10 protein-coding genes are annotated in these 13,474 nt (G+C 43.0%); 7 read left to right on the forward strand and 3 right to left on the reverse strand.

Features of this window, described 5'->3' with window-relative positions:
- Nucleotides 1-62: 62 nt before the first annotated feature.
- Nucleotides 63-3,410, forward strand: a complete 3,348-nt coding sequence (gene mfd, locus F3059_RS09690; protein WP_151168670.1) for a transcription-repair coupling factor — start codon at nucleotides 63-65, stop codon at nucleotides 3,408-3,410.
- On the opposite strand, the gene F3059_RS09695 is transcribed toward mfd, so the two are convergent.
- Nucleotides 3,384-3,830 (reverse strand): YqaA family protein, encoded by a 447-nt coding sequence (locus F3059_RS09695; protein ID WP_151168672.1) that lies wholly within the window; start codon nucleotides 3,828-3,830, stop codon nucleotides 3,384-3,386. The genes mfd and F3059_RS09695 overlap by 27 nt on opposite strands.
- 30 nt (nucleotides 3,831-3,860) lie before the next feature.
- Nucleotides 3,861-5,111 carry an ABC transporter permease gene (locus tag F3059_RS09700; RefSeq protein ID WP_151168674.1) on the reverse strand — a complete coding sequence of 417 codons (1,251 nt, stop codon included), beginning with the start codon at nucleotides 5,109-5,111 and terminating at the stop codon, nucleotides 3,861-3,863.
- A 142-nt stretch (nucleotides 5,112-5,253) separates the two neighbouring features.
- Between F3059_RS09700 and purH the strand changes: the two genes are divergently transcribed.
- From purH to rodA, 6 genes are read left to right on the forward strand one after another with little or no spacing between them, the layout of a single operon-like run.
- On the forward strand, nucleotides 5,254-6,771 hold the full coding sequence (gene purH, locus F3059_RS09705) for a bifunctional phosphoribosylaminoimidazolecarboxamide formyltransferase/IMP cyclohydrolase (RefSeq protein ID WP_151168676.1): 1,518 nt from the start codon (nucleotides 5,254-5,256) through the stop codon (nucleotides 6,769-6,771).
- Between the two features lie 17 nt (nucleotides 6,772-6,788).
- Nucleotides 6,789-7,811 (forward strand): rod shape-determining protein, encoded by a 1,023-nt coding sequence (locus F3059_RS09710; RefSeq protein WP_151168677.1) that lies wholly within the window; start codon nucleotides 6,789-6,791, stop codon nucleotides 7,809-7,811.
- Between the two features lie 23 nt (nucleotides 7,812-7,834).
- Nucleotides 7,835-8,671 (forward strand): rod shape-determining protein MreC, encoded by an 837-nt coding sequence (mreC, locus tag F3059_RS09715; protein ID WP_151168679.1) that lies wholly within the window; start codon nucleotides 7,835-7,837, stop codon nucleotides 8,669-8,671.
- Nucleotides 8,664-9,185 (forward strand): rod shape-determining protein MreD, encoded by a 522-nt coding sequence (mreD, locus tag F3059_RS09720; protein ID WP_151168681.1) that lies wholly within the window; start codon nucleotides 8,664-8,666, stop codon nucleotides 9,183-9,185. Before mreC ends, mreD begins: the two co-directional genes overlap by 8 nt.
- Entirely contained in the window at nucleotides 9,182-11,011 is a 1,830-nt protein-coding gene (gene mrdA, locus F3059_RS09725; protein WP_223274587.1) for a penicillin-binding protein 2, read from the forward strand. Before mreD ends, mrdA begins: the two co-directional genes overlap by 4 nt.
- On the forward strand, nucleotides 11,008-12,324 hold the full coding sequence (gene rodA, locus F3059_RS09730) for a rod shape-determining protein RodA (RefSeq protein WP_151168682.1): 1,317 nt from the start codon (nucleotides 11,008-11,010) through the stop codon (nucleotides 12,322-12,324). The genes mrdA and rodA overlap by 4 nt, the downstream gene beginning before the upstream one ends.
- Nucleotides 12,325-12,326: 2 nt before the next feature.
- On the opposite strand, the gene F3059_RS09735 is transcribed toward rodA, so the two are convergent.
- Nucleotides 12,327-13,474: gliding motility-associated C-terminal domain-containing protein (locus tag F3059_RS09735; protein ID WP_151168684.1), on the reverse strand; the 1,148-nt coding region annotated here is incomplete at its 5' end.

Here is a 13,474-nt window from a genome sequence, read left to right on the forward strand (position 1 = left end):
ACATTTTACCTTTGTAACGCTTTCCATTTGGGAAGCGTTTTTTATTTGTTGACTCTATTTTTATGACGAAAGAACAACTCCTCGAGCGTTTTCAAAACAGCGCTAAAATTTTACAACTCAAGGAAAAGCTTAAAGACTTTGAAAAAGGTCACATTACACTAAAAGGTTTTTGTGGTTCTGCTCCGGCTGTTTACGGAGGTACACTTATGCAAACGATCAAGCAACCACAGCTTTTCATTGTCAACGATAAAGAGGAGGCAGCCTATTTCGTCAACGACCTGGAGTCGATTATCGGACAGGATAAAGTGTTTTATTTTCCCAGCTCATCGCGCTTGCCTTACCAAATTGAAAAAACGGACAATGCCAACGTACTTCACAGAGCTGAGATTCTGGCAACACTCACAAAACGGAGTAGGCCCGTCTGCATAGTGACTTATCCCGAGGCACTATCTGAGAAAGTAAGTACTAAAAAGCAATTGCAACAAAACACGCTCGAGCTCAAAAAGGGAAATGAAATTTCAATCGACTTTATCAATGAGTTGCTTTTCGAATACAAGTTTGAACGGGTAGATTTTGTCACACAACCGGGCGAGTTTTCTATTCGAGGCGGAATTGTAGACATCTTTTCATTTGCGAACGATTATCCTTATCGCGTTGAACTTTTTGGTGATGAAATAGACTCGATCAGAACCTTTGATCCGGGTTCTCAGCTTTCAATCAAGCATTTTCAGCAAGTGCGTATTGTTCCAAATATCCAGAACAAAAATCTGATGGAGAGTCGTCAGCACTTTTTGGAATTTTTACCTCCGTCAACAAAAGTGTGGATCAAAGATTTTAACCTGCTGCAGGATCATCTCAAGATGGAATACGAACGGGCAGAAAAAGCTTTTGCTGATTTAGGTGAAACTGAAATAGAGCACTTACCACCCGAGAAGCTTTTCACCCGAGAAGCAGAGATGGAAAAAATACTCCAAAAACGCGTTGTGATCGAATTTGGAATCACCAATCATTTTGAAGGTGATGCGGTACTGGAATTTCAACAGCAGCCACAGCCAAATTTCAACAAGAACTTTGAGTTGCTGAGTAAAAAGCTTCACGAGAATGTCAAAGAAAATATCGATAACGTCATACTTGCAGGATCTGAAAAGCAGTTGACCAGACTCCACAACATTTTTGAGGATCTGGAAAAAGAAAAACATTTCAACTCGCTGCTCTTTTCACTTCATGAAGGCTTCACCGATTTTGAAGTCGGCATGGCGTGCTACACTGATCACCAAATCTTTGAGCGTTTCCACCGGTTCCGACTAAAAGAAGGGTTTAAAGATGCTCAACAAAAATTATCGCTCAAGGAGATAACTGAGCTCCAACGTGGAGACTTTGTCGTGCACGTAGATCATGGGGTTGGACGCTTTGAAGGTCTTGTTAGAATTGAAAACAACGGAAAGCTTCAGGAAGCAATCAAGCTTTCTTACAGTGGAACAGACGTGCTTTACGTGAGCATTCATTCGCTCCACCGTATCTCGAAGTTCAGTGGGAAAGAAGGACACGAACCCAAGATCAACAAGCTGGGAACGAATACATGGAAAAAGCTCAAGAAAAAGACCAAGAGCAAGATCAAGGAAATCGCCTATGATCTTATAAGCCTCTACGCAAAACGAAAAGAGGCCGAAGGTTATGCATTTACTCCTGATTCTTATTTGCAAAATGAGTTGGAGGCCTCATTCATTTATGAGGATACTCCCGATCAGGAGAAAGCGACTCAGGCAGTGAAAGAGGATATGGAACAATCGGCTCCCATGGACAGACTGATTTGCGGAGATGTAGGCTTTGGAAAAACGGAAATCGCGATCAGAGCCGCGTTTAAAGCTGCCGTAGACGGCAAGCAGGTAGCTGTCCTGGTTCCGACCACTATTTTGGCACTTCAACATTACAAGTCATTTAGCGAAAGACTCAAAGACTTTCCGGTTGAGGTTGATTTTGTGAATCGTTTCAAGAAAACATCCAAAATCAAGCAAACACTCAAAAACCTCGAAGAGGGAAAACTCGATATCATCATCGGTACGCACAGGCTTGTGGGGAAAGATGTAAAGTTCAATGACCTCGGCTTGCTGATTATTGACGAGGAACAAAAGTTTGGAGTTGGGGTGAAAGACAAGCTCAAAACGATCAAAGAAAATGTGGATACGCTTACACTTACTGCAACGCCAATTCCGCGAACGCTTCAATTCTCATTGATGGGTGCGAGAGACCTTTCTGTGATCAATACGCCTCCGCCAAACCGTCAGCCGGTTCAAACAGAACTCCACACGTTCAACGAAGAAATTATTCGCGATGCGGTGAGTTACGAACTCGCGCGTGACGGACAGGTGTTTGTGATTAATAACCGCGTTCAAAATATTCAGGAAGTAGCCGGTATGGTGCAGCGCGTTGTTCCGGATGCTCGTGTTATCACGGCTCATGGTCAAATGGATGGCAAGGATTTGGAAGAGCGAATGATGAAGTTTGTTGATGGTGAGTACGATGTGCTCATCGCTACAACAATCATCGAGAGCGGACTCGATATTCCCAATGCGAATACGATCATCATCAACAATGCCCACAACTTTGGCCTGAGTGACCTGCACCAAATGCGTGGTCGTGTTGGGCGGAGTAACAGAAAAGCGTTTTGCTACCTCCTGTCGCCTCCGTTGTCAACCATGCCGAGCGATGCGCGCAAAAGACTTACAGCGATCTCGCAATTTTCAGATCTCGGGAGTGGGATCAACATTGCTATGCGCGACCTCGATATTCGCGGAGCCGGAAATCTTCTCGGTGGAGAGCAGAGCGGTTTCATTTCAGAAATCGGGTTTGATATGTACCAAAAGATCCTCAACGAAGCTATTACCGAGTTGAAGGAAAACGAGTTCAAAGATCTGTTCAAAGCTTCAAAACAGAGTTATGTTGAAGACACTGTTCTCGAAACGGATCTCGAGATTATGATCTCCGATACTTACGTCAATAACATCACCGAGCGATTGAGGTTGTACAAGGATCTAAGTGATGTAGAAAGCGAAACACAACTCGACACTTTCAGGCAGGAACTCATCGACCGTTTTGGTCCGATCCCAGATGAAACCGAAAGCCTTATCGACTCTGTGAAAATGAAGTGGCTCGGGAAAGCGATCGGATTTGAGAAAATTGTGCTCAAAGCGAACAAACTCATTTGCTATTTCATTCCGGATCAGGAGTCTCCTTATTTCCAATCGCCAGCTTTCAATCGCGTGTTGGAATACGTGAAGCAAAATATGCATCGTTGTGAGTTGAAACAGCGAAAGGAGAAGTTGTCGCTTGTTTTCAAAGACATTACTTCGATTCAGGAAGCACTCAACACACTCAGGCCCATTTTACAGGAGGAAACCGTGGAGCAGTAAGTAGCTCACAAGAGCATAGCGAGCTGTTTTCCCGATGAGCATGTAAAGAGAAGTCATGAGAAAATGAGTCCGGGCGAAACCCAATGCTACCGCAATGGGGTCGCCAACAATTGGTAACCATGTTAATAACCCGAAAACAGCCCCGTATTTTTCACTTTTTCGTTGCCACTTTTCAACTGTTTTGTGCTTTATTTTGAGGAAACGCTCTACCCATTCCCATTTCCCCAACCTGCCAATTCCGTAACTTGTTAGTCCTCCAAGCCAGTTGCCAACTGAGGCGTAAACGACCAGCAATACAGGATCGAAATCACCAAAGATCATGGCCACAAGAATTGATTCTGAACTGAATGGCAAAATCGTAGCCGCCAAAAACGACACAATAAAAAGCCCCCAGTAACCGTATTCTAACCAAAATTCCACGGGTCAAAATTACTGTTAAATAATTAAGCTCTATCCTTTCGCCCTAATAGCATCTACCGGATTGAGACGGGCTGCGGAATAAGCCGGAATAATACCGGCCAGTAGTCCGATCACGACAGAAATGGAGAGTCCGGTAATAACATTTTTGAGCGATAGAACAATATCGTATTCAGTAACGGCCGAGCCTGCGAGAGCACCAAACCAAATGAACAACAAACCGATTGATCCGCCCACTACACAAAGCATCACAGCTTCACCTAAAAATTGCATGAGGATAAAGTTGTTTTTGGCTCCCAGCGACTTTTCAATCCCGATGATATTCGTGCGTTCTTTCACCGATACAAACATGATGTTCGCAATTCCAAAACCTCCTACCAGAATAGAAAATCCGCCAATTATGAGCCCCACAATATTGACAAACCCAAACAGATCATCAAAACCTTCAGATAAGATACTGATTTCATTCAGAGCAAAATCTTCGTCTTCAGTAGGCGATAATCTACGGATAGAGCGCATAATTACGAATAGTTCATCTTTGAGAGCCGCATTGGGGATTCCCTTTTTGGCTTTTACGTAAATCGTTGGACTGAGATTTCGGTTTTTGAGGTTGACAAAAGCCTTGGCCAAATTGGTGGAAATGATCACGTTTTCGTCCATCGACATACCGATCATACTTTCACCCTCTTTTTCAAACACTCCGGCAACGGTAACTTTTCGACCACCAATTTTCATCTCACGTCCAACAGGATTTACATTTCCAAAAATCACATATGCGATGTAATCACCAATCACACAAACCGGAGCTCCGCGGTCAAATTCAGACTGGGTGATGAACCTACCCGATTGCAAATTGATGTTTCGTACACCGGGATAACCGTCACTCACGGCTTCAATCACCTGGCTCTGAATGCTATTATTGCGGAACTCGATTGTCTTTGCAAAATTGTATTGAATAGAAACGGCTGAGGCTAGTTCACTGCGCTTTTCGATTTCTTCCAGTTCGGTCAGATCCGGATGCGGGCGATTCATGTATTTCCACCACGGGTAGTCTCCGCCAAATTCCCAGGGCCATTTTTGAACGAATACCACATTGTCGCCAAGCTCTTCAATGCTCGATCTTATGTTGCGTTCCAGCGTATCAACCAGTGTGAAAACGGAGATGATGGCGAAAATACCTATCGTCACGCCCAAAAGTGACAAAAGTGTACGCAATCTATTTACAACAAGTGCCTGAATGGCAAAGTGTAAGCTCTCGAAAAGTATTCGTAAATAAACCCTCAATTTGTTGCTTTTGAAACAAAGGTAAAAAGTACCTTTGCACGAAGTTTACCGCTCATCAAAATGTTAGCACTTTTCTCTAACGTAAAATTGTTAGAGCGGATTAAGTGATTAATTTTAACTCGCAGATTTTACAATTGTTCTCATGGCTGAATCTAAAAAGATTAAAAACGCATTAATTTCAGTATTTCATAAAGATAACCTCGAGCCTATCGTCAAGAAACTCAATGATGAAGGCGTCAATATTTACTCAACTGGCGGAACTCAAAAGTTTATAGAAGAGCATGGAGTTCCTGTAAACAAAGTTGAGGACCTCACTTCTTATCCATCGATTCTCGGAGGAAGAGTAAAAACACTTCACCCGAAAGTTTTTGGCGGAATACTGGCTCGCAGGCATGAAAGTGGCGATAAAGAACAATTGACTGAATTTGAAATCCCCGAGTTTGACCTCGTGATTGTCGATCTCTACCCGTTTGAAGAAACAGTAGCTTCAGGAGCGAGCGAACAGGATATTATCGAAAAAATCGATATTGGTGGTATTTCTTTGATCAGAGCCGCAGCTAAGAATTTCAAAGACGTGATGATCGTTTCATCGCGCAAACAATACGATGAGGTTGTTGACATCTTCAGCAACGGAGCAGCAACAACACTTGAAGAACGAAAGAAATTCGCAGGTGAAGCATTTGCCATAAGCTCGCATTACGACACGGCTATTTACGATTACTTTGCCGGATCTGACCGTGAATTGAAAATCAGTGTTCCTGAAAAGAAAACGCTTCGTTACGGGGAAAACCCGCACCAAAAAGGAGAGTTTTTTGGTCCGCTCGATGAGTTGTTTGATCAGCTTCACGGAAAAGAATTGAGTTACAACAACCTCCTCGATGTAGATGCTGCAGTGAATTTGATGGCTGAGTTTGACGAAACGACTTTCGCCATTTTGAAACACAACAACGCCTGCGGAATTGCCAGCAGAGAAAAGCTCGTTGATGCCTACAAAAATGCGCTTGCCGGAGATCCGGTTTCTGCTTTTGGCGGAATCATGATTACCAATCGCGAGTTAGATGGTGAAACAGCGCAGGAACTCGATCAAATCTTTTTTGAAGTTGTCATTGCGCCATCATACTCTGATGAAGCACTTGAGGTTCTCAAGAAAAAGAAAAAACGCATTATTTTAGTCCAAAAGGAACAGTTGAAAACTAATAAATTGGTCAGAACCGCACTAAATGGATATCTCGTTCAGGACAAAGACATGAAGATTGAAGAGAGCGCAGATCTGGAGAATGTGACCGACAGAAAAGTGACTGATAATGAGGTTGAAGACCTGTTATTTGCCAATAAAATATGCAAGCACACAAAGTCAAACACAATAGTTTTAGCAAAAAATAAGCAACTTTTGGGGAGCGGAACCGGTCAAACATCAAGAGTTGATGCATTGAGACATGCAATTACTAAAGCAAAAGCATTTAAATTTGACCTCCAGGGAGGTGTAATGGCATCAGATGCCTTTTTCCCTTTCCCCGATTGTGTTGAAATTGCTGATGGGGAAGGCATTGAAGCAGTGATTCAGCCCGGTGGTTCAATTAGAGACAACGAGAGCATTGATTACTGCAACCAACACAACATGGCGATGGTAACTACCGGAGTTCGCCACTTTAAGCATTAAATTAACCCGATACACAAATGGGAATTTTTGATTTTTTTACACAAGAAATAGCGATTGACCTCGGAACGGCCAATACACTCATCATTCACAACGATAAGGTTGTCGTTGATGAGCCATCTATTGTAGCTGTTGACCGGGCAACAAATAAAGTGATAGCCGTGGGTAAGCAGGCACAAAAGATGCACGGTAAAACCCACGAGAATATCAAAACGATTAGACCTCTAAAAGACGGTGTTATTGCTGACTTCCATGCCGCTGAACACATGATCCGCGGGATGATCAAAATGATCAACCAGAGCAATAAACTCTTTCAACCGTCACTCAAGATGGTGATCTGTATTCCATCAGGGATTACTGAAGTTGAGAAGCGTGCCGTACGTGACTCTGCCGAACATGCCGGTGCAAAAGAAGTCTACCTAATTCACGAACCAATGGCTGCCGCAATCGGTATTGGGATTGACGTTGAAGAACCGATGGGGAATATGATTATCGACATCGGTGGTGGTACCAGTGAAATTGCCGTTATTGCACTCGGTGGAATTGTTTGTGATAAATCGATTCGTGTCGCGGGTGATGAGTTCACGAGCGATATCGAAGATTACATGCGTAGGCAACACAACATCTTAATCGGTGAGCGCACAGCTGAGATCATCAAAATTGAAGTTGGTGCAGCGATGATCGAACTCGAAAATCCGCCAGAGGAATACGCTGTTCACGGTAGAGACCTGATGACTGGAATTCCGAAAGAGATTACAGTTTCACACGTTGAAATTGCACATGCTCTCGATAAATCCATTTCGAAAATCGAAGAAGCGATATTGAGTGCTCTCGAGATGACTCCACCAGAGCTCTCAGCCGATATTTACAAAACAGGAATTTATTTAGCCGGTGGTGGATCAATGCTCCGCGGGCTCGATAAACGTATTTCCATGAAAACAAAATTGCCGGTTCACGTGGCAGATGATCCATTGAGAGCTGTGGCAAGAGGAACAGGGATAGCACTTAAAAATGCTGATCGTTACCAGTTCCTCATCAAGTAGAAATTTTAAACTGAAATCCGCGCATGCGAAATCTGTTGAACTTTATTTTTCGCTTTCACGTAGCATTTTTGTTTTTGCTACTTGAGGTGCTGGGTTTCTTTTTGCTTATTTCCTACAACAATTATCACAACATACGAGCATTCAGCATCACAAACGAAGTAAGTGGTGAGTTTTACGGTCAGGTCAACGAGGCAACATCCTATCTCAATTTACGAGATGTGAACGAACAACTGAGTAGAGAAAATGCCGCTTTAAGAGAAATGGTCAGATCCTCATACCTCGACACATCGTCACTTTTCAAGCCGGTTTTTGATACCGCTCGGGTAAAGGTGTTTGAATATTTACCCGCTGAGGTTATCAACGGAAGTGTCAATAAACGGAACAACTACCTCATAATTGACAGAGGGAGCTCCAGTGGAGTAAAGCGCGAAATGGGCGTGATTTCACCAAATGGTGTTGCCGGAGTTGTTGTCGATGTATCACCGAATTACGCCAGCGTGATGAGTTTGCTGCACGGTCGCTCAAAGGTGAGTACAGTTATTCAGAAAAACGGATTTTTTGGGTTGCTAAAATGGGATGGATCTGATCCAAGATATGCAACTCTAATCGATATTCCGGCTCACGTTAATATTGCTGAGGGAGACACGCTTTTGACAAGGGGAGCGAGCGGAATTTTCCCTAAAAACCAACTCGTTGGAACTATCGAGTCTTGGGAAATCAATCAATCGAATCGTTTCTATGAAATCAAAGTCAACCTGGCTACAGATTTTAGGCGTTTGCAGCATGTCCATGTAGTGAAAAACAGTAAAAAACAAGAGATCGATACCTTAATCCAAAATACAACCGAGCCAGATGTTTAGGATAGTTGCCCAAAATATCATCCGATTTGTATTGCTCGTGCTCTTGCAAATTTTGGTTCTGAACAATATTCAACTTGGCGGACTCATCAATCCTTATGCTTACGTTTTGGTGATCCTGAGTTTGCCAATTGAAACACCGCGCTGGCTCACATTATTGATTGGAGTTGTATTAGGATTGAGTATTGACGTTTTCACCAGAACGCTGGGTATGCACATGACAGCAACCATATTTCTCGCATTTTTGAGACCAGTTGTTTTGCAATACATGGCTCCGCGGGATGGCTATGAATACGGAACTACTGCATCCATTCGCGATCACGGCTATTTGTGGTATTTGACATATGCCGGGATTTTGATCCTGCTGCATCATTTATTTCTCTTTTTCGTTGAAGCATTTGAGTTTGAAAATTTCTTCAGAACCGGACTCAAAGCGATCTTAAGTTCGCTTGTCACGTTAGTTTTAGTAGTCATTCTTCAAATGTTCACCGTTAATAGAAAGCAGTCTCAAATTTGAAACGAGTTGAAAACAGAAGCGTAATCATCGCGATTGTAATGGGTGTAATCGGCATCATTTTTTTGATGCGGCTCTTTTACATCCAGGTGATCGATGATTCGTACAAAACTTCTGCTGATAACCAGGCTTTACGCTATGTTACGCTCTATCCGTCACGCGGGATTATTTATGATCGAAAAGGTGAATTGCTCGCTTTTAATGAAGCTGCATACGATTTAATGGTTGTTCCCAAACAGGTTGACCGAACGATGGATACCACGTTTTTTTGCAACCTGATCGATATCACGAAAGAGGAGTTTCTCAAAAAAATTGAGAGAGCGAAATCGTATTCTTACTATCGCTCATCAGCATTTGAAAAACAAATTCCGGCCGATGAATGGGCCGCAATCTCTGAACGCCTTTACCAGTTTCCCGGTTTTTTTGGGCAAAAACGTACATTGAGGCGCTATCCTGAAAAAGTTGCCGGTCACGTACTCGGTTACATTGGAGAAGTCAATCAGAACCAAATTGATGAGGATAGCTACTACCAAAAGGGCGACTACATCGGAGTAAGTGGATTGGAGAAAACCTATGAAAATGAGCTTCGTGGAGAAAGAGGGGTTCAGGTTCTGATGGTTGATGTGCACAACTCGGTAAAGGGTAACTACATGAATGGTGAGCTCGACTCGCTCCCCGAGCCGGGTAAGGATCTGATCACAACTCTTGATCGTGAATTGCAGGCTTATGGTGAAAAGTTGATGCAGAATAAAAAAGGGAGTATCGTTGCGATTGAGCCTAAAACAGGTGAAATTCTCTCTTTGATTTCAGCTCCAACTTACGACCCAAATCTACTCGTTGGCCGCGATCGTACTCAAAATTATGTGGAGTTAGTTCGTAATGATTCACTCGATCCGCTGTTCAACAGGGCAATAAAAGCCGTTTACAGACCGGGTTCAATTTTCAAACTCGTGCAATCTGTAGTGGCACTCGAAAACGGGGTGATTACTCCTGAAACGCGTTTTCATTGCAACAGATCGATCATCAATTGCCACGGTTCGCACACTTATGACAATTTGGGACAGGCAATTCAACACTCGTGTAATCCTTATTTCTGGCAGGTTTATAAGCGCCTCATTCAAATGGGAGAGGAAGAAAGTATTTTTAAAGATAGCGCAATCGGACTTGAAAACTGGCGGAAATACGTGATGAGTTTGGGATTAGGAATCAGGCTCGAAACCGATTTAGAAGGAATCAAAAAAGGATTCATTCCTGATAAAGAGTTTTACGATAGCTGGTACGGTGAATACCGCTGGGCTTTTTCTACAATTTACTCGAATAGCATTGGCGAAGGTGAGTTAGGTGTTGTTCCTATTCAAATGGCCAATCTCGCATCAGTAATTGCGAATAAAGGTTTTTATTACACTCCGCATTTGGTGAAGGAAATTGGAGATTCTCCAAAACTCGAAAAGTACAGAAAGAAGAATAAAACACTCATCGATAGTAGTCATTTTGATGTTGTTATTGACGCTTTAGATGCTGTTGTGAATGAGCCGGGCGGTACAGCTCGCAGAGCCAGAATTGACAGCATTACGGTTTGTGGTAAAACGGGAACAGTTCAAAACAAGAAAACGCCAGATCATTCTGTATTTATCGCTTTTGCTCCCAAAGAAAACCCGCAAATTGCAGTTTCTGTTTATGTTGAAGAATCTGGATTTGGAGGAACATGGGCTGCGCCAATCGCGAGTTTGATGATTGAAAAATACCTCACAGGAAAAACGAATAAACGCAAAGAGCAACGAATCCTCGAAGCTGATTTTATTCATCTCGATAAGGAGGACGAAGAATGAGAGGGAGAAGAACGAAAAATATAACCGAAAACATCGACTGGTTACTCATCTCCATTTATGCTGTGATGGTTCTCCTCGGTTGGCTCAATATTTATGCAGCTAATTACACTGATGAAGCCGGAACTATATTTGATTTTTCTCAGAATTACGGCAAGCAGCTTATGTGGATTGGGACATCAGCGGCATTAGCTATTGCTGTCATGTTGCTTGATGTGAGGTTTTACGAAACTTTTGCTTACGTCTTTTACGGGATTTTTGTGGCCTTACTGGTGGCAGTTTTATTGGTCGGAACCGAGATTAAGGGTTCCCAATCCTGGATTGTAATTGGCGGAGTGAGTATTCAGCCCGCTGAGTTTGCGAAATATGGTACAGCTCTGGCTTTGGCTAAATATTTATCATCCATTAGTGTGAAAATGGATCAATTTAAGACCAAGTTTACGAGTGCTGTTATTCTGCTAGTTCCGGCAGCTTTAATCCTTTTACAACCCGATGCCGGTTCAACATTGGTCTATGCTAGTTTTATTTTCGTTTTGTACCGAGAAGGTCTTTCGGGGAAGGTACTGATAGTAGGAGTTGCAGCTGCTATGCTCTTTATTTTGACACTTTTCGTAGAGCGCGAAATGTGGAATATTGAGACGCTGGATCTGACCATTAGTGGAGAATACATTTTGATGGGATCTCTACTTGTTTTGGGCGGATTGATACTCTTACTATTTCGTAAAAATATTTCCTCTTTGTGGCGTCCGTTGACGATGCTCGCTGTTGTTGCTGTAGGGTATGTGGCCAGTGTGAATTACATCTTTAACGAGATTTTTGAAGACCGTCACCGTAACAGGATTTACGAATTGTTGGGTATTATTTCAGATCCGAGTGGTACGGGCTACAACCAACATCAATCGAAAATTGCGATTGGCTCAGGTGGGTTTTGGGGTAAAGGTTACCTCGAAGGAACTCAAACGAAATTCAATTTTGTGCCTGAACAGAGTACAGATTTCATTTTTTGTACTGTTGGCGAAGAATGGGGGTTTGTTGGAACTTCGATAATTATTGTTCTCTTCCTGGGGCTATTTATTCGCATTATTTGGATCGCTGAACGGCAGCGTTCAACATTTGCGCGAGTCTATGCATACTCTGTCGTGTGCATTTTCTTTTTTCACTTTGCAATCAATATTGGAATGACAATCGGATTGGCACCGGTAATCGGGATTCCGCTTCCTTTTTTCAGTTATGGAGGGTCATCGCTTTGGTCGTTTACGATTTTGCTTTTTACACTTATCAAGCTGGATGCCGAGCGTAGAAATGTGTTGAGATAGACTTACCTCACCAACTCCAAAAATCCTTTATAAGTATGCTTATTTCCCACCGTCTGAATCGTGGGATCCACTTCTAATATATAGTAATACGTTCCGTCAGAAGCGGGTGAACCGTTGATGTGCCCATCCCACGACTTCATAAAATTCTCGTTGTCAAAAACCAGCGTTCCCCAGCGGTTGTAAATCCGCAAGTGAAAATCAGGCCCATCCAGGTTTTTAATCTCAAACCCGTCATTGAGTCCGTCACCATTTGGTGTAAACACATTCGGAATAATCACCTCAATCGCACAGCCTTCAATCACGACCTCATAAACACTTTCACAACCAAATTCATTTTCCACAATTACACGGTCAGATCCCGTTTGCGAGTACACGATGTTGTCATTACCCGCAACACCAATCACCGACTGGTAACTGTACTGAGCCGGCAAATCGATCTCCACCGGAACCTCGTCACAGTACTGATAAGCATCATTTAAATCCACAAAAGGGGTATCGAGCACCCTCACCGAGAACGAATCCGTTTCAAACCCGCAGAAGTTGAGAGCAGTGAGCGAAAAAGAACCCGAGTTTTCAATTTCACGGTCAGATCCATTAAACCCATCTCCCCAAATAAAAGAAGAAGCGTTGGAGTCCTCAATGCTGATCTCCAAAGAACCACCCCGGCAAAATGAAGTATCCGGAATGTCAAAAGACTGTACCCTCTCGATGAAACCGACATTTATGGAATCCCTGAAAACACCACAACTATTTTGCGCTTCCACATAGAATAAACCAGCCGAGTCGATCACCCTTTGGTAAGAAGAATCACCATCACTCCACACGAGGTAATCAAGGCTCTGACCGGAAGGAATAGTTACCGTAAAAGAATCACCGGTGCAAATAGCCGTATCAGCCGGCAGCGTAATATCCACCTCGATCAAACTGTCAATGAAAAGTGAATCAGTAAAAAGACAACCAGCCGGAGAAGTGATGTCCACACTCAACCAACCTGAAGAAGAAATAGCAGTGAAATGACCCTGACTGCCATTGCTCCAGGAGTAAGAATACCCCGGTAAATCCTGCACACTGGCAGAATCACCAAAACAAACGATAGAATCAGTTGGCACCATCGAAAAAGAGGGGAATGGATCAACCGTAAAAGTCGTGG

Origin of the sequence: Salibacter halophilus (assembly GCF_008806325.1) — a bacterium.
Classification (GTDB): Bacteria; Bacteroidota; Bacteroidia; order Flavobacteriales_G; family Salibacteraceae; genus Salibacter; species Salibacter halophilus.